We start from the raw sequence: 21,940 nt of genomic DNA, 5'->3' as shown, positions 1-21,940 counted from the left end.
CGATGGCGGCGGGGCTCACCCCTTCCCATCCCGAACAGGGCAGTTAAGCCCGCCAGCGCCGATGGTACTGCCTACATGGTGGGAGAGTAGGTCGCCGCCTTCTTTGAGAAGCATCTGTCATGAAAATGGTAGGTGCTTTTTTATTTTTTAGTGTTTCAATCTTCCTTATATAATTACTTCCATTAAGAGGATCGGTTTTTAGTATCTTTATAAAAAACCAATCAACTGAAATCGTGTTTAAATATATTATAACCATCTCCCTTCTTTTTTCGGCGATTGTCAGCTGGTCACAAACAACAAAAGTAAAAGCGTTTGTAGGAGGAACACTTATCGATGGATATGGTTCAACTCCCTTAAAAAACAGTGTGGTCATCATTGAAGGCGAAACTATCAAAGAAGTTGGTTCTATCGGTAATATTCCAATACCTGAAGATGCTGAAATTATTTCCACAGAAGGAATGACTGTACTGCCTGGATTATGGGATATGCACGTTCATACGATGATCAACGGCCATGCCGATTATTCATACTGGGATAAAAAATACCCACCATTATTCAGAGATGTTATTATGCCATCTTCTGCCAAGCAGCTGTTACTGGCAGGTGTGACCAGTGCCAGAGATCTAGGGGCTCCTTTGAATGATATTATTTCTGTACGAGACCGAATAGATCAAGGAAGAATCGATGGTGCTACCTTATACATATCAGGGCCATTTATCCAACATAAGCCATATCCTGGAACGGAAGCATTTCGATGGGGAGTGGATAGCCCTGAAGACGGCAAGCGAAAAGTAAGAAAATTAGCAAAGGCCGGCGTCGATTGTATAAAGTTGGTAGATCAGGATCAAATGACCATGGAAGAATTGAAGGCTGTCGTGGATGAAGCCCATCATAACAATTTGAAAGTAGTTGCTCATGGACATCGACCCGAAGAAATTCGAAGAGGATTAAAGGTAGGCGTGGATTGTTTTGAACATACCGGACTATCATCCGCGCCGAGATATCCGGATGATGTCATTGAAATGATCAAGGAACGTACCGCTCAAATGAATAAGGGACCGTTATTCTGGTGTCCTACGGTAGAGGGCTTATATAATTATGAATATGTGAGGGATAATCCAGAGCAATTGGACAATAATTCTTGGCATTTGGGTTTACCAGATAGTGTTATAACGGATATCAAAAACAGCATAAAGCATCCCGACCGCCTTCCTTACTTTCAGCTTACACCTTCACGAAAGCCAACCTTAAAAACCAAGATCCACCAGCTGTTGGATGCTGGTGTTGTTTTACTCATAGGTACAGATAGCGGTATTCCGATGAAATTCCATAGTCAATCTACTTGGCACGAACTAGATGTATGGGTCAACGAATTTGGAATAGACCCCATGTATGCTATACGTTCGGCTACCTATTGGCCAGCGCTCTGGATGGGTGTGGCGGATAGGGTTGGAACGGTCACACCTGGAAAGCAAGCTGATATCATTGCCGTGAAAGGTGATGTCTTGCGCTACATATCGTTGCTTCAAGATGTAGATATCGTCATTAAAAAAGGAAAACGCTATAAATAGGGACCATATCTTTATTTCAATCTTTGATTTCTTCTAATGATCTTGATTGGAGGGATGGCACTAAGGTATTGAAAAGGTAATAAATTCCAAAAAGTGATACGACGGCAGTGATGATCGAAAACCATAATGCGATCACTACCGAGATCTCGGTGTCTATAGCGACATATTCTGCAGCATATTTGAAAATGAACTCTCTTACGCCGATACCAGCAAAGGATAGTACGGAGAGGGCAGAAGATATCAAAAAGATCAAAACGAATTGCAAAAGATCATGATCGATTCCAAGTGCCTTGATGATAGCAATGACCGATGCTATTTGCAACCCCTGTATACATAACGAATAGCCATAGGTCTTCCAGTAGATATCACCTTTTTTGAAAATGAGTTTTAAAATATAATAGCCAAGGATGGAGATAATTGCGAAGGCAAGAATTAACCATATCACCTTACCTTCAAAAAATGGAATTTCATAGAGCGCCAACACAGCAATGGCTAGCAGTGCGCCAAGACCTATCGCTCGGTCGAGGAACAAGGTCTTGACCAAGCTCTTTGTTTTCCATCCAAAATTTTTATTCAACAGATAGACCTTATATGCATCGCCACCAATTCCGCCAGGAATAAAGAAATTATAGAACATCCCCAAAAGATATAGTTTTATATTGCTACGATGTGCCAGAAACATCTTCTCGCTATGCAGCAGATAGTTCAACCTAAAGGAAGAGACGACTTGTGATAGAACAAATAAAACCAAGGCCAAACCAATATAAACGAGATTTGAAGTCTTATATGCTTGCCAGAGCTTTTTAGAATCAATGTTAGTAAATACCAAGTAGAGCAGTAAAATACTAACCCCTATCTTAACCAGCGTGGTTAATGACTTCTTCAGTTTTGGACTCACTGGTGGTGGTGATTTTTCGGATTTTGTATGGACGTTTACGTTGTGATTCAAAATAGGTACGCATCAGTAGATCGGTAACGATTCCCATGGTAAAGAATTGAATTCCTACAACGACAAGGATGACTCCAAGTATCAAAAGTGGTCGACCGCCTATTTCGTAGCCAAGGATCTTTAAGACAAGAAGATAAACGTTGATCAACATCCCTAATGCGAAGATAACGAGACCTATATTACCAAAAAGATAGATCGGTTTTTGAAGATATTTTCTTTGGAATAGAATAAGCAGCAGGTCATTGACCACCTTAAATGTTCTTCCTAGTCCATATTTGGAAACACCATAACGTCTTGCATGGTGCTTTACAGGTACTTGTGTAATTCTTGCGCCGTCTAGGAAGGATACCAAATTGATAAAGCGATGCATCTCGCCATACAAATTCAATCCTTTCGCGGTTTCTTTGTTAAAGATCTTTAACGCGCAGCCTTGATCCTTAAGATCTAGGTTGGTAGCACGTCTTATGATGAAGTTCGCGATCTTAGACGGGATGGTTCGGATAAAGTTATCCTTCCGCTTTTGTCGGATTCCAGTCACCACGTCCCAATCCTCTTCCACTGCTTTTTGAAGCATCATGGGAATATCGGTTGGATCGTTTTGCAGATCCCCATCCATGGTGATCACAAAATCTCCCTTAGCAACATCGATGCCCGCAGCCAACGCCATGCTCTGCCCGTAGTTCTTTTTCAACTCGACCAACTTTACTCGAGGATTTTTTAGTGCTTTGATATTTTTTCGGGTATCATCTGTAGAGCAATCATCGATATAAATGATCTCGTATTCGAATCCCTTTAAGGCATTATCAACGGCTTCCGCCAGCAATCCTACATTATCCTCCTCATTAAATACTGGTATGATGATAGAGAGGAAACCGTAGTCTTGAGCATTCTTTGACATAGAAGAGTTTTGTTTGGTCAAATATCGCAATTTTTTGTGGACTAGCTGTAAGATTTCAAGTGATAGAGGACTAAGAAGGATATATTTTTAATTGTTATATTTGATTAAACAAGTCTAAATGAACCAGATTCTTGCCGCCACCATCTCCACTTTGTCCAAATCCAAAGATTTGCTGCAGCATTTAAAGGATGAACAACTATGTGATGCTTCGGTATCTCCTTATTATTCTTGTGTCGGCTCTCATATAAGACATATTCTAGACTTTTATGACTGTATAATACATGGTCTACCTAACGAATTGATTGATCTTACAGCCAGGAAGAGAGATCTTCGCGTGCAAGAAGATTGTGCTTATGCGATCTCCAATGTTGAAAGGATTTTAAAATCCTTGGAAAATATCGAATATGAAGCCGACAAGCGCCTTGCTGTTGTCGACGATCTGGGCCAAGGAAAGATGACCGTGAATTATACATTAGGTGCGTTGCTGGCACAGGCAAATAGCCATACCATTCACCATTACGCTATCATCAATTATATTCTGGATGCATTGAACATTGCTTTCGACGACCAAAGCTTTGGATATAACCCGACCACACCCGTTGGATTCACATCCAACTAGTTCTCACCGCTTTATTTTTTTACCAAAGACGGCATCCATGATGATTTTGATGCCTTTGAAGCCCATTACTATTGCGGTAATGCAAATGGTGATACCAATGATAAGGACAGGGTAGTATAAGGGCTTGTCTTGATTTTCGAAGCTAGAATGAACCACCACCGGACCAATGAACATCAAAATCAAGGTCAATGCCATTCGTTTCAATCCCTTCACCAATAATTCCTTATCTGTATGTCTTTGATTCATTTGGTATAATTATCAATGGCGGCTCTAACACTTTTATATTCTTCCAGTAGTTTTTTAGCGATCGTCCTTTCGACCCCTATCTCTTGCATGATCATCTTTATTCCTCTTTCGACGAGTTTGTTGTTGCTGAGTTGCATATCTACCATTTTGTTGCCCTTAACTCGTCCCAATTGAATCATGGTGGTAGTTGAGATCATGTTAAGCACTAGCTTTTGTGCCGTACCGGCTTTCATCCTAGAACTTCCTGTGACAAATTCAGGCCCAACCACGACCACAATCGGAAATTGTGCTGTTAAAGCCAATGGGCTTCCCTCATTGCAGGTGATACATCCTGTAATAATACCATGCTCATTGCATTTTTCTAAGGCACCAATAACATACGGTGTAGTCCCTGAGGCGGCGATGCCCACCACGACATCCTGATCGGTGACATGATACTCCTTCAGGTCTTTCCAGCCTTGCTCTGCGGAATCCTCGGCAAACTCAACAGCTTTTCTTATCGCTACATCACCTCCGGCGATCAATCCGATGACCAGATCATGAGGAACTCCAAAGGTCGGAGGACATTCTGAAGCATCTACAATTCCCAATCGTCCACTGGTCCCTGCTCCAATATAAAAAAGTCGCCCATCATCTTTGAGTTTGGCCACAATTTCCGCTACTAGGGTCTCAATTTCAGGGATGCTTTTTTCAACAGCTTGTGGAACGGACTTATCTTCATTATTGATGTTGGTCAATAGCTCATTGACACTCATCTTTTCAAGATTGTTATATATGGAGTCGGACTCTGTAGTTTTTGTGAAATTCAAATGTTTGTAGGTTTTGAAACTCAAAAATAAGGATTTAAAAGTTTATATTTAACGATCACGACCCAACCTAAAACAAACATTTTGATCTCAGATTCGGCCCAAGCATTTCTGAATATCCCATAATCCAACCACAAGATGAACATTCTCATCATCCCCGACAAATTCAAAGGTTCTCTTTCTGCCATAGCGGTGATCAACGCTATTAAAAAAGGGATCGCCCAGGTAGACAACTCGATAAGAACGTTCGAGGTGATCGCCTCCGACGGTGGAGATGGTTTTTTGGAAGCGATCTCATCTACATTGGAGGTGGAAACCATTTCATTGAATACTCGTGATCCGTTAGGGAAATCCATTAAGGCCGAATATCTATTCTCCAAACAAACATCCACGGCGTATATAGAATTGGCAAAAGCTTCGGGGGTGGCGCTGCTGAAACAGGAAGAACTAAATGTGATGCAAACCTCGACCTTTGGGACGGGACTGCAAATTCTCCATGCGATTTCACTAGGAGCAAAGAGGATCTTTATCGGTCTCGGTGGAAGCGCCACCAATGATGCAGCTATTGGAATTGCCCATGCCTTGGGTTATCGATTCTTAGATGGCGATGGAAATGCACTATTTCCCAGAGGGGCTAATTTGAATGCTGTTGAAAAAATCATTTCGCCCAAAGAACCTATATTTAAGGATGTTCAGTTCTATGCGATCAATGATGTGCAAAATCCGTTCTATGGTACAAAGGGCGCCGCGTTTACCTATGCAAAACAAAAAGGAGCATCGGATAGTGATATCAAATTGTTAGACAAAGGATTGAGGAATATCAGTACGGTTGTAAAAGAACAGCTGGGTCATGACTATGCCGATACACCTGGAGCTGGAGCTGCAGGTGGTACTGGTTATGGACTTAGGGCATTTCTCGATGCCAGATTCATCGGAGGGGTTGATTTCATATTTGAATTGAAGAATGTTCAAAAACTATTAAATACCCAAAATATCGATGCCATTATTACGGGTGAAGGAAGGATCGATGACCAAACGGCCTATGGGAAACTTATAGGTGGCGTGGTTGCTATTGCTAAGGCTTCTGCAATTCCCGTTTTAGCGATTTGCGGAAAATTAGGTTTAGAAAATGAGACCTTGCAAACCTTAGGTCTTACGGCTGCAGAAGAATTGTATGACCCGACCAAGTCAGCCCAGTATAGTTTTGATCATGCCGAATCATTAGTGGCTAAAAAGGCAGAACAATTGGTTCGGAATCTTTTGGGTAGCTAAGATTCAACTACTGGATGGTGATCGATGCATCATCAACTTCAGAAATACTAAAATAGCCTAACGGGAAGTTATCCGAATCTGTATTATTTGCAATATTACCTCGAACAGTAGCCGCTGGACTCTGAAACGGTCCGCCGCCATCTTGATCCGCTTGCACCAATAGGATGTTCATGTAATTATAGAACTGTTCAGTAATTCCCAAAATGCGAATATTCACTTCCTCTCCTTCTAACATATCTTCATAGAAGTAAGAGAAGGTAAACTCACTACCATTATAAAATTCATCTTCGCTTGGAAGAAAAAGGTCAAAACCAAGATCAAATAGGTAGTAATCGTTTCTTGTAGCTTCGTCTGTAAAGGTGACCTTTACTTCTGTTTCGTCACCTCCAAAAAGTACCCCATCACCTTGTTCCAGATTGTCGATGGGTACGGTAGGCATTAACCTTTCGGTAGCTGTATATGTTTCTCCGTCATAAATCACAGTCAGTGTATAATCGATATCAAATTCTAGCGAAAAAGGATTCACCGGATTATAATCCCCGTCGTTATCATCGTCTTGATATGCATACTCCGTACCATCTTCGGCGGTGATAAAGACCGTTGCGCCGGTCGCAGGTGGAATTTCCTCAGCAAAGAAAGGCGAGGAGAGCGAAAGTTTGATATTGTAATTTGAGTTAAGAAAACCATTGTCATTGAGCGGTCTCACTAACAAGGCATCGATCACCAGACGCGGTTCGGAATTTGAAACGTCCACATCGATCACATCTTCACAGGCTGAGAGAAGGAGTCCAAATAGTATTATATATACAAGTTTCTTCATCACGCTAAAATTTAAAATTATAGGTCACGGATGGCACAATACCAAAAATGGAAAAGCGAACAGCCTCGTTGCGCCCGGTATCCTCATTTTCCCGAAAGGTGATGGAAGCGGCATTCCGTCTGCTGTATATGTTGTAGATCCCAAAAACCCATTCACTTTGCCATCCTCTTGCTTTTTCAGGTTTTGGTGTGTAGGTGGCAGAAACATCCAAACGGTGATAGGCGGGAAGTCGCTCTGTATTCCTTGGACCAAAATCGGGAACGACCACTCCCTGAAACTGGTACTGTGCAATCGGGTAATTGGCCGGCTGCCCTGTTTGAAACAAGAAGTTAGAGCTGAAGGTCCATTTATTATTTAGCAAATAATTTCCGCTTATGGAAAGATCATGGGTCTTGTCAAAGGGAGTTTTGTACCACTCGCCATTGTTTATGCCAGGTTCGTTGGGTGTGCGGCCAGGAGTTCGCTGTTCCGACCTAGAAATCGTATATGCGAGCCAACCTTTAAAACGACCTTCATTCTTTCTCAATAAAAGTTCTAAGCCGTAAGCTCGGGCCTCTCCATTCAAAATTACCTGTTCTATGGCGTCATTGGCGATCAAGTCGGCACCATCGATATAGTCGATTCGATTCTGAACGGTCTTAAAAAATGCTTCGGTCTCTAGCGAATAGGCATTATCCTTAAAATTCTTGAAATACCCTATGGCATATTGATCCAAGATCTGTGGTTTAACAAAAGGACCGCTGGGTGTCCAAACATCAAGAGGGGTAGGCGCATTGGTGTTAGAAAGTAAATGCAAATACTGACTGAGTCTGTTATAGCTCGCTTTTACTGAAGTATTTTCATTTAAGGTATAAGCCAGCGCAAAACGAGGTTCGAAGTTAGAAAAGGTCTCGAGTACATCGCCTCGAGAAAAGCTTTCCGTACCGATGGGGTCAGCCTTTTGATAAATGCCAAGCGATTGATCATAGTTCAATGGATTGTTATTGGCATAGACATTCAACTCATCCTGGCCTAAGCGGGTAAAATGGCTAAAACGCAAACCGTACTGTAATGATAAGCGATCATTGATACGATGTTCGGCATCGACGTACACAGCCGCTTCATTCGCATATTTGTCTATCAGCTTATCTGGATTGATTCCTGAATCAGCTCTGTTTGGCGTAATTTCTCCGGGATTGAACTTATAATAGATATTATTCAAACCGTAATTCAGCTGAAAATTATCGGTGATATAATGCTTTAGGTCATACTTCAGATTGAAGTTGGTAATCCCCGAATTCCATTCAAACCCAACAAAGTCCAATTCCAGGCCATAGAAGTAATCACTATAGATCAAGGAAAGATTGGAAAAGAGCTTATCCGAGAAAAGATGATTCCAACGAAGGTTGCCGACGGCATTTCCATAGGTATTGATGAAGCTTTCGTCCACGCTAAAGACGTCTCTACCAAAGTAGCCCGAAAGGTACAAGCTATTCTTATCGTCTAGCTTGTAGGTGAGTTTGGTATTCAGATCGTAAAAGTAAGCGAGATTAGGATTATCCGCCAGCTTCAAGAAAAGATGTGCGTAGGAAGCCCTTCCACCTACTAAGAACGACCCACGATCCTTAACGATGGGGCCTTCAGCCAGCAATCGACTGGATACAGCACCAATGCCGCCGTTCATCTTAAAGGCTTTGCTGTTTCCATCTTTTTGAAAAATATCCAATACCGAAGAAACCCGTCCGCCGTAGCGAGCTGGAATCCCTCCTTTATAAAGTTTTATGTCTTTTATAGCATCTGGATTGAAAACCGAAAAGAAGCCGAACAAATGAGAAGAATTAAAGATGGTCGCTTCGTCGAGTAGGATGAGATTTTGGTCTGCGGCACCGCCACGGACATTGAATCCCGATGCGCCTTCGCCGGCATTGGTGACACCAGGAAGCAATAATATGGACTTGATCACATCCACTTCTCCCAAAACTACTGGGATTTGTTTGATGGTCTTAATAGAGAGCTTATTGACGCTCATCTCTGGTTTGCGGATGCTTACTTTTTCTATATCATCTGTGACTACCACTTCCTCTAATTCTTCGGCCTGTGGTTGCAGCGCCACATTTTCTTTGGTATTCTGGTCCAAGGTGATCGTTTTGCGGATATCTTTAAATCCGATATAGCTATATACGACCTCATAGGTGCCTTGAGGAATGGTGATAGAATAGAAGCCGTATTCGTTAGAGGTGGTCCCTGTATTCAATTCTGGGATCAAAATGGTGACGCCTATAAGCGATTCGTTACTGGCCGCTTCGGTGATGGTACCGCTAAGGGTAAATTTTTCTTGAGCGAAAGTTTGAAAAGAAATAAGCAATAGCGCAAGTGTCACAAATCTACGGTGGTCGATCATTCAAAGCAATTTTGAATTAAAAGTACTACAAAAGCAGATGGTTGCCTATAATGACATGAAAGGATTAACAGAATTTTAGTGTTTTGAAATATATGAATCGATCAATGTTTTTAGTTGTCAGTTCGAGTGGCGCACCTTGGTGCGATGTATCGAGAACTGATGGGTGGTCATAACGCCTTTTTAATTTGTGAGTACTTCTCGATACAAATTTTGTTCACTACGTTCTCAAAATCTGCTCCCCGCATACGGACAGGCAGGGAAGTGACCTTTAGGTTTAAGTCCCTAGGAATTTCTCAGATTTTACCATTTTTTGCATAGAATCATCGAACCATTATTTTTTCACTATTCACTATTCACTATTCACTATTCACTATTCACTATTCACTATTCACTATTCACTATTCACTATTCACTATTCACTATTCCTCATTCACCATCACCTCCTCCGATTCGCCAATAGTGGCGGCGGTGCGCCTGTAAACGGATTCCAGCGACTAATGCTCTTGGCTTCCATACCTGCAGCACGCATCACCGCACGATCCCCATAGCGCTCGCGCATCTTGTCCATCGCCTGATACAGATTTAGCACCCGATCAGAATCCTCAAATAGATTGATCTGCTGCCCGCCTTCGACCAGATGGCTAAAGCGTACGCCTACCAAACGCACCAGCATTCTTCGTTGATATAATTTCTTATACAATTCCATCACAATAGGAATGATGCGATGGTCCGAAGAACTATATGGGATACGTTTTTGCATGGTATAGGTCTGGAAGTCCGAATAACGGATCTTAAAGGTGATACAGGCCGTAAGCTTGTTGCCACGTCGCAACTGATAGGCCAGATTCTCGGCCATGGCCGTGATGATCGATTCCAATTTTCGTACATCGGTCGTATCTCTGTCAAAGGTACGCTCGGTGGAGATCGATTTACGTTCATGGTACTGGACCACCGGACTGTTATCAATGCCGTTGGCTTTCTTCCAGATGCTTTGCCCATTTTTCCCAAAGACCTTCACCAGCATTTCCATTGGCATTTGCTGGATGACACCAATACGGTGAATTCCTAGATCACAGAGCGAACGGAAAGTCTTGTCACCCACCATAGGAATCTTGCGTACCGATAGCGGAGAGAGGAAAGGTTTCTCAGTACCTTGCAGAATGCGAATCTGATTGTTAGGCTTGGCCTCGCCCGTAGCGATCTTCGATACTGTTTTGTTTACTGAAAGTCCGAAGGAAATGGGCAAGCCTGTTTCTTTGATGATGCGTTGGCGTACTTCGCTGGCCAGTTGGTGACATCCAAAGAACTTGTCCATTCCAGTGAGATCGATATAGAACTCGTCGATAGAGGTCTTTTCATAGAGCGGTACACTTTCCTTGATCACTTCGGTGACCATATCAGAGAACTTGGTATAGATTCCCGAATTGCCTCTTACAATGATCGCTTCCGGGCACAGTTGTCTGGCCATTCGCATGGGCATGGCCGAATGGATGCCAAAGTTTCGTGCCTCATAGCTGCAACTGGCAACGACCCCGCGATCGCTAGTGCCGCCGATCAATACAGGTTTTCCGATCAGTTTGCTGTCTAGCAAGCGCTCACAAGAGACAAAGAAGGTGTCGAGGTCCATATGTACGATCGATCGATCTAAACTCATACTATAATTTTCTTTTTGTTGGTATTATCTGCATAGCGGGGGTCTTCGATGATCGGTAAGCGTTCCATTTTGGAGACTTCGATATTGATGCAGTCAAACTCTTCCAATACCTTTCCTTGGATGCGGTAGATCCCCTTCCCCCGAAAGGGAAATTTGGCAGCGATGGGAGGGAAGTGCACTGTATCGATAAAGTCACCATCCTGATCCAAGAACGTGCCAAAGAACATCTGTTTGCCCTTGTTGGTACTCGTCTTTTTTGTGGTGACCAGATAACCATCGATCAACACCCATTTTCCAGTATAATGATGTAGGTCCCTCGCTTTTAGAGTGCTATTTGAAGGCTCTAACAATAAACTAAAGGGATTGGTCAATGGAAAGCCCAAGAGTTCTATCTGATCAAAGGCGTCCTCTTGTAGGGTGTTGGGTAGGTTTGGCAATTGGTAGTCTTTTTTTTCTGCTTTAAATAGGGTAGGGCGAAACTCTTCAAAGGTGACCTTATTTACTTTCATATGTGCTTCCCAAAGCAATTCGCGTTTATTGCGTTGTGTAAATCGGAAGGCATTCACCTTGATCAAGATCATTAGCTGTTCGATGGAGATGGGAACGCGCTCTATAAAGTTGTCCAAGGAATTGAAAACACCCTTTGCCTCTCGTTCCTTGAGAATACGCTGAATGGTTTTCGATTCTAGCGAATGCAACAGCCCCAGTCCGAGATAGATATCCTTTTTGTAAATCACCGTTAGTCCATAGCTTTGGTTGACACATGGCGGTAGGATGTTACCTCCATGCATACGCGCTTCGTGTACATAGAGTTCGGTTCGATAAAAACCACCGCCATTATTGATGGTTGCCACCATATATTCCAACGGGAAATAGGCCTTCAAAAATAAACTTTGGTAACTCTCAACAGCGTAGGAAGCCGAGTGCCCTTTGGCAAAGGCATAACCTGCAAAGCTTTCGATCTGCCGCCATATTTCTTTGGTCATATCTTGGGGCTTCCCATCTTTGGCGCAATTGCTGAAAAATTTGGATTTTACTTTTAAAAACTCTTCTCGTGACCGGAATTTGCCCGACATCCCACGGCGCAGCATATCGGCCTCGCCAAGGGTAAGTCCGCCAAAAAAGTGGGCTACCTTGATCACATCTTCCTGATAGACCATCACCCCATAGGTCTCGGGCATGATATCCACTAAGACCGGATGTGCCTCCTTTCGGCGGTCGGGATAGCGATAGCGAAGAATATATTCGCGCATCATCCCCGAATTGGCTACACCTGGACGAATCACCGAACTGGCAGCGACCAAGCCGAGATAATTATCGACCTGTAGTTTTTTGAGCAGCATTCGCATGGCGGGCGATTCTACATAAAAGCAACCGATGGCCTTGGCATTGCGAAGCAGGTCTTTGATGCGCTCGTCTTCTTTAAAGCGTTTGATATCGTGAATGTCGATGGGTGGTAATTGGGGATGGTTGTACTTCACCACTTCCACCGCATCCTTGATCTTCCCCAAGCCCCGCTGACTAAGAATGTCGAATTTATAGAGCCCGATATCTTCGGCCACGACCATATCAAATTGGGTGGTAGCAAAACCTTTGGGTGGCATAAAGGTGGCGGTGTAGTAATGTATTGGACGTTCAGATATTAAGATACCTCCAGCATGGATACCCAAATAGTTGGGATACCCTTGAATATAGGTAGCATACTTTACTACCAATTGCGAAAGCGCGTCCAAGGCCGATAAGGTATAATCGCCACGTGACAGCCGATCGATCTCCGATTTGGGCAGACCAAAGACCTTTCCCAACTCTCGCACCGATGCTTTGTACTTAAAAGTGTTGTATACGGTGATCAAGGCCGTATTTCGAAAGCGTTTAAATATAAATTGCGTGATATCATCACGGTCGGCCCAAGAGAAATCGATATCAAAGTCGGGTGGGTTTTTGCGATATAGGTTGATAAAACGCTCAAAATAGAGATCGAGTTCTATCGGATCCACATCGGTGATTCGCAAGAGGTAAGCAATGACACTGTTGGCGCCGCTACCACGTCCCACATAAAAATAGCCTTTGCTTCGAGCGTATTTGAGGATCTTCCAATTGATCAGAAAATAAGAGACAAAGCCTTTTTCTTTGATGATGTTCAATTCTTTTTTGATCCTTGAATGGATGGCCTCATCTGGATCGGGGAAGCGATAGGCGAGTCCGTCGTAGGTGAGTTTTTCCAACAAGCGATAATCCAAGGCTTCATTCCTAGTATAGGCCTTTTGGTTATTGGGTGTTTCTTTAGAGAAATCAAAGTCGATAGTACAGGACGCGAGTAGTCGTTTGCTGTTTTCGATCAAGGCCGGAAAATCAGCAAAGGCGGCTTCCAAGGCCTTTGGCGCTATAAGCTGATCTGCTTCGCTGCCTTCTTCAGACTTTGGCAGTTTGCTGAGCAGCATATTGTTATCGATGGCTCGAAGCAGGCGATGGGTGTTGAAATCGCGTTTGGTCTCGTAGAGGATGGTGTGGAGTATCACCAGCTTTTCTTTACGTTCGTTCCATTTGGAAAACTTGAGTCGGTTAAGGTCGCCGATTCGCACTCCCAAATACTCGTGAGACTGTAGTTCTGTTCCTTTAAAACCATTAAACGGATAGATCACTATGGTATCTGGAAGCTTTTTGGCACGGGAAGGAATTTCTAAAGTACTATCATGTAAAAAGCTAGAAAGGTAGCTATTGACTTGCTGAAAGCCTTTATTGTTTTTCGCCAGCATGATAAATTGTTGCTGAGCGCCATTTCTAAAATCGACGCCCAACACCGGACGTATCCCATATTTTGGCGCCATGCGCACGATGTCTAAGCAAGCCGAAGTATTGTTGATATCGGTAAGTGCAAATGCTGTAATGCCATGTTGCTGCGCCAGTTTTAATAGGCGTTTGGGCTTCAAGGTGCCATACCGAAGACTGTAATAGGTGAGGGAGTTGAGATACATACTACAAAAGTAGCTGCGGCGGTTTTTGGTGAGGTGATTTGGCTTGTGGAATTTCAGTAGTTGCAGTTTGTCAGTTTTCAGTCGTCAGTTGTCAGTTGTCAGTATGAAGTTGAATGTTGGATTTTGAGATTTGTGATTTGTCGGCCTGCCTACCGCAGGCAGGTTCGGGTGCCGACCAACGGGAGGTGTATCGAGAACTGGCTGAAGGTTGCGAGTTGCTGGTTCGTAGTTTGGAGTTGACAGTTGTCAGTTCGAGTGTTTTTGCGAAGCAAAAATGTATCGAGAACTGGTTGTATAGTAAAGGAACAGATAGGTAGCGAGTACTTCTCGATACTAATTCTCCATCGCGTTGCTCCATCGAATTCACTCGAAGTGACAGTAGAATCCCAAATGTCGGTTCGAGTGCCGACCAAAGGGAGGTGTATCGAGAACTGGTTGTATAGTAAAGGAGCAGATGGGTATCGAGTACTTCTCGATACTAATTCTCCATCGCGTTGCGCTATCGAATTCACTCCCTGCCCGTCCGGTCAGGCGGGGAAGTTAGGACGTTATCAAAAAAATATACCCTTCGCCTACATTTATCCTTATTATAATATCTTTAGCAAAAAATTTTCAAGCACACTATGGATAAACCTTCCAAATTGAGTCTGCTGTCTGATCTTATCGCCTTGGCACGTGTCTCCGACGGCGTCAAAGATATTGAGCACAGCTTTCTAGTGGTTGTCGCCAATCAGATGGGGATTTCCGAGACCGATCTGAAGCTGTTATACGATGTTCCTCAAAAACCTGTGCCTATTCAACCAGAGGCCAACCGTATCTTACATTTTCATCGATTGGTATTGATGATGAATGTGGATCGAGATACCGATGCGCTCGAACTGGTGAAAGTAAAAAACTTCGGCCTTCGCATGGGACTAAGTCAGGAAGCGGTGACCACGGTACTGAAGGTGATGGACGATTATCCGAATAAGGTCGTTCCGCCAGATGTGTTGATAAAGATCTTTAAGACACAGCATAATTAGGGTAGTTAAAAGTTTAGAGTTTAAAGTTTAGGGTTGAAAGTTGAAAAGTTGAAAAGTTGAAGGTAAACTCCATTCTCATCATGGCCTAGGGTTTTAAACCTAGAAAAGTAGAATTTTTTTTACGAATTAGGAAGGCCAAATAAAAAACCCCAAGCATCAGGCTTGGGGTCTTATATCATATGTAAAAAGACAACTTGCTATTTAAGCAATCTCGTCTATAATATCGTTGAGTGTCTTACTTGGACGCATTGCCGCAAAGGTCATATCCTCATCAGGTTCGTAATAACCACCGATATCTTGCGGACTTCCTTGCGCCTCACTCAATTCAGTCGTGATCTTTGTCTCATTGGCCGTCAGTGATTTTGCCACATCGGTAAAGGTTGCTTTAAGGGCAGCATCGTTGTTTTGCTCGGCGAGCATCTCGGCCCAATATTTGGCCATGTAGAAATGACTTCCTCTGGTGTCTAGTTGTCCAACCTTACGTCTCGGACCTTTGTTGTTGTCCAGCAACTTTTCTACTGCATCATCTAAGGTTTCAGCCAACACCTTTGCTTTGGCGTTATCATGAAAATCTCCAAAATGCTCTAAGGAAGCAGCCAAAGCCAAGAACTCTCCTAAAGAATCCCAACGCAAATGTCCTTCCTCTACAAATTGTTGCACGTGCTTTGGTGCAGAACCTCCGGCGCCTGTTTCAAAAAGACCACCTCCGTTCATCAGGGGTACGATAGAAAGCATTTTGGCACTGGTGCCCACTTCCAAAATAGGGAAGAGGTCGGTTAGGTAATCTCTCAACACGTTTCCAGTCACCGAAATGGTGTCTTTTCCTTCTTTGATGCGGTCTAAAGTATAATCCGTAGCATCTTTAACAGACATGATATGGATATCCAATCCGCTTGTATCGTGATTTGGGAGATAGGCCTTCACTTTTTTGATCAGTTCTGCGTCGTGTGCGCGATGCTCGTCTAACCAGAATACCGCAGGAGTTTCTGTAGCTCTGGCTCGTGTCACTGCCAATTTCACCCAATCTTGAATCGGTAGGTCCTTGGTTTGGCAACTTCTCCAGATATCACCAGCTTCCACAGTATGTTCAATGAGTACCTTTCCTGAAGCATCGACGATCTGTACCTTGCCATCTGTTGCAATTTCAAAGGTCTTGTCGTGCGACCCATACTCTTCGGCTTTTTGTGCCATCAGTCCGACATTGGGAACGGTTCCCATCGTAGTGGGGTCAAAAGCTCCATGTTCTTTACAAAATTCGATGGTAGCTTGGTATAGATCGGCATAACTGCTATCGGGGATGACGGCCTTGGTATCTTTGGTATTTCCATTTGCATCCCACATTTGACCCGAATTACGAATCATCGCTGGCATCGACGCATCGATGATGATATCACTGGGAACATGAAGGTTGGTAATACCTTTGTCTGAGTTCACCATAGCGAGGGCAGGTCCATTTTTATATGCCGCTTCGATGTCGGCTTCGATCTCCTTGCGCTTGGATTCGGGTAATTCTTGAATTTTTGAAAGCAAGTTGCTAAATCCGTTATCGACCTCAACACCTAAATCTTCCAAAACTGCACCGTGCTTTTCAAAGACGTTCTTAAAGAAGATCTCTACAGCATGTCCAAAGATGATCGGGTCGGAGACCTTCATCATGGTTGCTTTCATATGAAGCGAGAACAGAACATCATTCGCTTTTGCGTCTTTTACTTGTTCATCTATAAATTGTACCAATGCACTTTTACTCATATAGCTCGCATCGATCACTTCTCCTTTAAGGACAGGAACATCGGGCTTAAGAACGGTAATGCTACCATCTTTAGCTATGTGTTGGATCTTTAAGGAACCTGCATTTTCGATGGTTACAGATTTTTCATTGGAACGAAAATCTCCTTTATCCATGGTGGCCACATGCGATTTAGAATCAGCGGTCCAAGGACCCATACTGTGCGGGTTCTTTTTAGCAAAGTTCTTTACGGCCTTCGGAGCTCTTCGGTCAGAGTTCCCTTCACGAAGCACCGGATTAACAGCACTTCCTTTGATCTTATCGTAAACAGCCTTTATTTCTTTCTCTTCGTTGTTCTTGGGCTCTTCAGGGTAATTGGGAATAGCAAACCCTTTTCCTTGTAATTCTTTTATTGCTGCCTTTAACTGAGGAATGGACGCACTGATATTGGGTAATTTGATGATATTGGCTTCTGGTTTCTTTGCCATTGCTCCCAATTCGGCCAATGCATCTGCAACCTTTTGTCCTTCATCTAGATAACTTGGAAAGTTGGCCAAGATACGTCCAGCCAAAGAGATGTCTCTTGTTTCCAAGTTAATGCCAGAAGATCTGGTAAATGCTTGAACTATTGGTAGCCAAGAATGGGTGGCCAACATCGGGGCTTCGTCGGTTTTGGTATAAAGAATTTTAGGACTGTTTGCCATGTTATTTATTTTGATCTTTTAATTAGTAAACTACCTTTGGGCAAGCCCGAGGCGTATTTATTAGAAAAAATAATTTGATTTCGAGGCCTTTATCCGTCAAGGTGGCTGCATAAAAGGATAGGAGCCATGGAGCAATTTATCTGAGGGCCCGCCTTCCGAAGTCTCGTACGGAGGACAGACGGTCAGGTTTAAATCGCGATCACCGAGTGGATTTTTTTCTGCGAAATCGCGCAAATATACAACATTAATAGGTTTTTGTCTTGGTGAAATAGGGTTCAAAAACAAAAAAACACCGCGCTTTTTGGCCTGGTGTTCTTCATTGTAATATTCTATTCATTTGCTATGACCCTGGTTTGCTATAATCGGAATGAATCTAATAGTTCTCTTTGATCTGTTTCTGTAGAGTCCAACTTGTTCTAGAGCAATTCTTGAGGCTTTTTCGTTTATTCAATCCCCTATGGAAAGCGAGGTCTAGATAAAAAACAAAAGCCATATCACTACAATTGCTTGTTTTGATATGGCTTTCTTAGAAATGGTTTGGCGTGACCTAGCTCAACGCGATGTTGAGCGCGGAATACAATTTGCAAGCAAGTTGCATTCTTTTCGATTCAAGTTGCACCATTTCCATGGGAAACATTTTGTTTTTCTAAATCGAAATTCAGACAAGACAGTGATGCTTCCCAGTTGTCCCCCAACTTTCTTCACTAAAAATGATAGCACTTTTAAATCCAAAAGTATGTGGCGCTGATATATTGCCGAAACAATATGTTCGTCGCCTCACTGTTGAACTTGGAGAATCTTACTGACGCAAGATCGCAATTCATTTCAACATAACAGAACAACTATATAAAAGAACGTTCTCTTTTCGAATTCACTCCTTAATCAATTGCTTAATTAGGTTGTTAATTCTTCTTCAAATTTAGGATAAGAATCGGGAATTCAAAATTTTTCAACCCCTTAATAATCAACAAGTTTTCCACCTAGTTTATTAACAATTGTTCATAAGAAAACCCTATCTCGATAATCATCAGGATAGGGCTCTGCAATTTCGTTCGGTAAATACCTATGCTCTTTTCTCTTTGATACGTGCTTTTTTACCGGTAAGACCTCTAAAGTAGTAGATACGTGCTCTACGAACTTTACCTCTCTTGTTGACTTCGATCTTTTGCAATGCCGGCATGTTAATAGGGAAGATACGCTCTACACCTACAGTACCACTCATTTTACGAATGGTGAAGGTCTCTGTGCTACCCGTGCCTCTTCGTTGAATGACCACACCTCTAAAGAACTGTGTTCTTGTCTTGTTTCCTTCCTTGATCTCGTAATAAACAGTGATCGTGTCACCTGCGGAGAACTCGGGAAAATCTTTTTTTGCTACAAATTCGTCCTGTACAAATTTTACTAACGCTTCCATTTTATAGGATTTAAAAAAGTTATCTCAGCACAACGTTCGCGATTCTCGCCAGAGGTTGGACCAATGTGGCTGCAAAATTAATCATTTATTCCAAACTGAAACGATTTTTTTAAATTTTGTGTAACCTTTTTTACATTCTCGATACCTATATGCGAACGATTATCATTCAGTATTTAAACATCTAACCTTTATAATTATGTTAAACAGTAGATTTTGGCAAGGTTTTTTTGCCCTCGCACCATTCATAGGTCTTTTTTTGATGGTCATTGCCTATTTTGTTTTCTTTTTGGCCACATTTTCGAATATTGAGCAATTGGAGAATGCAGATGGTCCTCCTATGGAATTTTTTGGCGGACTAGCATTTTTTATCGTCATGATCTTTTTAATGGTATTCATTTCATTAGGTAGTTTGGTCTTTTACATCGTACATGCAGTGAAAAATCCAAACTTAAAAGAACATAACCTATTATTGGTATGGATACTTCTATTTGTCTTTGCCTCTGGAATAGGACAACTGATCTACTGGTTTGTAGAGATCATCGGAAAGCGTAACGAAGGACCAGTGGTGGTATAACTTCTCTCAGCTATTTTAGATTACGAAGTGGTATGCTTCGGTTTGATGTTCTCTAAAATGAGAATGATAAGTCCCACCACGAATATGGCATAAAAGAATAGGTCTGCTATGCCGATCAATGCTTGTCGCATCATATAGTTTTCGGCACTTGCTCCGCTATACTCACTTGTAAATAGCAAAGGTTCTAGCCTTCGGAAAGCACCAATAATGATGTTCAAAGCACTACCGACGGTCATGAGAATGCCCGCGATACCTTTCTTTTTTGCCAAAAGAATGATGGAGAATATCAATATGGCAAGCATTAAGATGAAATACAATATTGATTGTATAGAGAATAAGATTTCGTGACTACTCATGGTCTATATTTATTGGGTTAGTGTTTAAATTAGTTAGTCTTCCAGAAGGTCTGGCCGCAATTTTTTTGTTCGCTCATACGCTTGCTCTTCTCGCCACGCCTCGATTTTCGCAGTATGTCCAGAAAGCAGGACATCTGGAACTTTCCATCCTTTATATTCGGACGGACGTGTATAAATAGGGGGTGCCAAAAGGCCATCTTGAAAAGAATCCGTCAGCGCCGAGGTCTCGTTCCCCAGCACACCTGGTATGAGCCTTATGACAGCATCGCAAAGCACTGCGGCGCCCAGCTCTCCTCCCGAGAGTACAAAGTCTCCAATGGAGATCTCTCTAGTAATAAAATGATCACGTACGCGTTGGTCCACACCTTTATAGTGTCCGCAGAGGATGATCAGGTTTTCTTTTAGCGATAACTCGTTGGCGATTCCTTGATCAAAAGTCTTCCCATCTGGGGTCATATAAATGATCTCATCGTAGTCTCTTTGGCCCTTAAGTTCAGTGATACATTTGTCGATAGGCTCTACCATCATTACCATTCCGGCACCTCCACCAAATTGGTAATCATCAATTTGCTTGTAATTATTAGTGCTATAGTCTCTGAGATTGTGAATATGAACTTCAACTAATTTGGCCTCGATAGCTCTCTTTAGTATTGACGCTTCAAATGGGCTTCTTAAAAGGTCTGGAACTACGGTGATGATATCTATGCGCATATAATATTCGGAAGTTTAGTCGTTAGTTAAGATGCCAAATTTTCCTAGTCACACTTTCGATAGAGCCTAATGCTTCGTTCAACTCTCAAATTTCAAATCTTTAACCTCCAACTTTCAACTTTAATACTGTAAAGATGGGAAGATTCTGTACATGTGATCGTAAGTATTCTACATTAATTCTTTCTTCAGCTTGCAACGCTCAATAGATTCCTTGGCCCGGCTAAGCACATTTTTGTCTAAGGTATTCAACCCGCATTTCTTGTAGTAATCGATGGCGTCATCCAATTTTCCTTGTTGTTCACGCATAATGCCATATTCGTTAAATATCGTAGACTTGATGATGCCAGGGATATCAAGTGCCTTTTCCAATAGCTCTTCGAGTTCCTCATATTTTCCTAGAGTGGACAACAGCACCGCATAGTTGTAATAGACGCTAGGGTAGAGGGGGCTTTTCTCTAGACATAACTTATAAAGGGTTTCGCCTTTTTCATAGTCTTTGAATTTGGCCTCGTAGAGATACCCCATGTGATTATAGGCCTTTCCAAAATTTGGGTCCATGTCAATGATCTTTTCCAGATTGTCGGAAGCCTTGTCATAGTAGCCATCCCTGATATCCATGTTAGCTTGGTTAAGGAGTTCTTCGAGTTTTGTTAGATGGTCCATAGTTGTTTGAATATTATTTAATATCGTGCTTTCCAAAAATAGTGAAGGTCAGGATCCCTTACCCATCCTAAGTATTCATATAATTTTTGAGCTGGATTATCTACTTCAGTTTGTAAGGCCAGTCCTTTATAATTTTTTTTGACACACAGTTCCTTGGCAGCATTGAGCAAGGCCTGCCCAACTCCTTTGCATCGTTCTTCTTTTGCGACAAAAAGATCATTGAGGAGATACATGCGCTCCATGGTCACAGAAGAAAAAATAGGAAAAAGCTGAATGAAACCGATCGGGGTCTCATCATCTTTGAGTGCCAGTAAAATGGTCGCTTCCTTCAGGGCCAATCGCTCCCTCAAAAATCTTTTGGCACCTTCGGGGTCGCTCTTCTGCTTGTAAAAGACCCGGTATCCATCGAATAATGGAATCAAGGCATCTAGATGTTCTTCAGCGGCAAATAGAATTTTCATGTATTAAAGATACTATTATTGTGCATATCTTAAAACAAGAAGGCATCGGGCATCTTGAAGATCATTGTTTTTTCAATAGCAGCAAATGCTAAAACAATTTTTCTAATTGCTATAAGGAA

The 21,940-nt window shown here is 42.4% G+C and carries 19 protein-coding genes and 1 rRNA gene; 6 read left to right on the top strand and 14 right to left on the bottom strand.

Going from position 1 to position 21,940, the window contains the following annotated elements; genetic code table 11:
* A 5S ribosomal RNA gene (rrf, locus tag ACFQ1M_RS08920) occupies positions 1-103 on the top strand; the annotation flags it as partial.
* 130 nt (positions 104-233) lie between these two features.
* The gene (locus tag ACFQ1M_RS08915; protein ID WP_386407044.1) at positions 234-1,571 is read left to right on the top strand and encodes an amidohydrolase family protein; all 1,338 of its coding nucleotides are present in this window, start codon (positions 234-236) and stop codon (positions 1,569-1,571) included.
* Between the two features lie 16 nt (positions 1,572-1,587).
* On the opposite strand, the gene ACFQ1M_RS08910 is transcribed toward ACFQ1M_RS08915, so the two are convergent.
* Positions 1,588-2,469, bottom strand: a complete 882-nt coding sequence (locus ACFQ1M_RS08910; RefSeq protein WP_386407041.1) for a lysylphosphatidylglycerol synthase transmembrane domain-containing protein — start codon at positions 2,467-2,469, stop codon at positions 1,588-1,590.
* Positions 2,429-3,418: a glycosyltransferase family 2 protein gene (locus ACFQ1M_RS08905; RefSeq protein ID WP_386407038.1), complete on the bottom strand. Its 990-nt coding sequence runs from the start codon at positions 3,416-3,418 to the stop codon at positions 2,429-2,431. Before ACFQ1M_RS08905 ends, ACFQ1M_RS08910 begins: the two co-directional genes overlap by 41 nt.
* A gap of 118 nt (positions 3,419-3,536) precedes the next feature.
* Between ACFQ1M_RS08905 and ACFQ1M_RS08900 the strand changes: the two genes are divergently transcribed.
* Positions 3,537-4,037: a hypothetical protein gene (locus ACFQ1M_RS08900; protein WP_386407035.1), complete on the top strand. Its 501-nt coding sequence runs from the start codon at positions 3,537-3,539 to the stop codon at positions 4,035-4,037.
* A 3-nt stretch (positions 4,038-4,040) separates the two neighbouring features.
* Here the strand turns inward: ACFQ1M_RS08900 and ACFQ1M_RS08895 are convergent, their stop codons facing one another.
* A complete protein-coding gene (locus ACFQ1M_RS08895) occupies positions 4,041-4,283 on the bottom strand; it encodes a DUF6095 family protein (protein ID WP_386407032.1) in 243 nt (80 codons plus the stop codon).
* On the bottom strand, positions 4,280-5,092 hold the full coding sequence (gene murQ, locus ACFQ1M_RS08890; RefSeq protein WP_386407029.1) for an N-acetylmuramic acid 6-phosphate etherase: 813 nt from the start codon (positions 5,090-5,092) through the stop codon (positions 4,280-4,282). The genes ACFQ1M_RS08895 and murQ overlap by 4 nt, the downstream gene beginning before the upstream one ends.
* A 135-nt stretch (positions 5,093-5,227) precedes the next feature.
* On the opposite strand from murQ, the gene ACFQ1M_RS08885 reads away from it, so the two are divergent.
* Positions 5,228-6,361 carry a glycerate kinase gene (locus ACFQ1M_RS08885; RefSeq protein ID WP_386407026.1) on the top strand — a complete coding sequence of 378 codons (1,134 nt, stop codon included), beginning with the start codon at positions 5,228-5,230 and terminating at the stop codon, positions 6,359-6,361.
* Positions 6,362-6,368: 7 nt separating this feature from the next.
* Here the strand turns inward: ACFQ1M_RS08885 and ACFQ1M_RS08880 are convergent, their stop codons facing one another.
* From ACFQ1M_RS08880 to ACFQ1M_RS08865, 4 genes are all read right to left on the bottom strand, one after another.
* Positions 6,369-7,181 carry a DUF4249 family protein gene (locus tag ACFQ1M_RS08880; RefSeq protein ID WP_386407023.1) on the bottom strand — a complete coding sequence of 271 codons (813 nt, stop codon included), beginning with the start codon at positions 7,179-7,181 and terminating at the stop codon, positions 6,369-6,371.
* Between the two features lie 4 nt (positions 7,182-7,185).
* The gene (locus ACFQ1M_RS08875) at positions 7,186-9,561 is read right to left on the bottom strand and encodes a TonB-dependent receptor (protein ID WP_386407020.1); all 2,376 of its coding nucleotides are present in this window, start codon (positions 9,559-9,561) and stop codon (positions 7,186-7,188) included.
* Between the two features lie 436 nt (positions 9,562-9,997).
* Positions 9,998-11,215 carry a DNA polymerase IV gene (gene dinB / locus ACFQ1M_RS08870; RefSeq protein ID WP_386407017.1) on the bottom strand — a complete coding sequence of 406 codons (1,218 nt, stop codon included), beginning with the start codon at positions 11,213-11,215 and terminating at the stop codon, positions 9,998-10,000.
* The gene (locus tag ACFQ1M_RS08865) at positions 11,212-14,190 is read right to left on the bottom strand and encodes a DNA polymerase III subunit alpha (RefSeq protein WP_386407014.1); all 2,979 of its coding nucleotides are present in this window, start codon (positions 14,188-14,190) and stop codon (positions 11,212-11,214) included. Before ACFQ1M_RS08865 ends, dinB begins: the two co-directional genes overlap by 4 nt.
* 623 nt (positions 14,191-14,813) lie before the next feature.
* Here ACFQ1M_RS08865 and ACFQ1M_RS08860 point away from each other — a divergent pair.
* Positions 14,814-15,212 carry a TerB family tellurite resistance protein gene (locus tag ACFQ1M_RS08860; protein WP_386407011.1) on the top strand — a complete coding sequence of 133 codons (399 nt, stop codon included), beginning with the start codon at positions 14,814-14,816 and terminating at the stop codon, positions 15,210-15,212.
* A 201-nt stretch (positions 15,213-15,413) separates the two neighbouring features.
* Here ACFQ1M_RS08860 and ACFQ1M_RS08855 read toward each other — a convergent pair whose 3' ends face one another.
* Entirely contained in the window at positions 15,414-17,642 is a 2,229-nt protein-coding gene (locus ACFQ1M_RS08855; protein WP_386407008.1) for an NADP-dependent isocitrate dehydrogenase, read from the bottom strand.
* A gap of 1,063 nt (positions 17,643-18,705) precedes the next feature.
* Positions 18,706-19,056, bottom strand: a complete 351-nt coding sequence (gene rplS / locus ACFQ1M_RS08850; RefSeq protein ID WP_386407005.1) for a 50S ribosomal protein L19 — start codon at positions 19,054-19,056, stop codon at positions 18,706-18,708.
* Positions 19,057-19,252: 196 nt separating this feature from the next.
* Here rplS and ACFQ1M_RS08845 point away from each other — a divergent pair, with 196 nt between their 5' ends.
* Positions 19,253-19,630: a hypothetical protein gene (locus ACFQ1M_RS08845; RefSeq protein ID WP_386407003.1), complete on the top strand. Its 378-nt coding sequence runs from the start codon at positions 19,253-19,255 to the stop codon at positions 19,628-19,630.
* Between the two features lie 20 nt (positions 19,631-19,650).
* Here ACFQ1M_RS08845 and ACFQ1M_RS08840 read toward each other — a convergent pair whose 3' ends face one another.
* The 4 genes from ACFQ1M_RS08840 to ACFQ1M_RS08825 all read right to left on the bottom strand — a co-directional run bounded on the left by ACFQ1M_RS08840 (position 19,651) and on the right by ACFQ1M_RS08825 (position 21,821).
* Positions 19,651-19,986, bottom strand: a complete 336-nt coding sequence (locus ACFQ1M_RS08840) for a hypothetical protein (protein ID WP_386407000.1) — start codon at positions 19,984-19,986, stop codon at positions 19,651-19,653.
* A 33-nt stretch (positions 19,987-20,019) separates the two neighbouring features.
* Positions 20,020-20,697: a tRNA (guanosine(37)-N1)-methyltransferase TrmD gene (trmD, locus tag ACFQ1M_RS08835; protein ID WP_386406997.1), complete on the bottom strand. Its 678-nt coding sequence runs from the start codon at positions 20,695-20,697 to the stop codon at positions 20,020-20,022.
* 168 nt (positions 20,698-20,865) lie between these two features.
* Positions 20,866-21,360: a tetratricopeptide repeat protein gene (locus tag ACFQ1M_RS08830; protein ID WP_386406994.1), complete on the bottom strand. Its 495-nt coding sequence runs from the start codon at positions 21,358-21,360 to the stop codon at positions 20,866-20,868.
* A gap of 17 nt (positions 21,361-21,377) precedes the next feature.
* Positions 21,378-21,821 (bottom strand): GNAT family N-acetyltransferase, encoded by a 444-nt coding sequence (locus ACFQ1M_RS08825; protein ID WP_386406991.1) that lies wholly within the window; start codon positions 21,819-21,821, stop codon positions 21,378-21,380.
* Between the last annotated feature and the right edge of the window lie 119 nt (positions 21,822-21,940).

Source organism: Sungkyunkwania multivorans (genome assembly GCF_042675645.1).
GTDB classification, from domain to species: Bacteria; Bacteroidota; Bacteroidia; order Flavobacteriales; family Flavobacteriaceae; genus Sungkyunkwania; species Sungkyunkwania multivorans.
The sequence above is the reverse complement of the archived record's forward strand: the minus strand, read 5'-3'. Positions and strand labels throughout refer to the sequence as shown.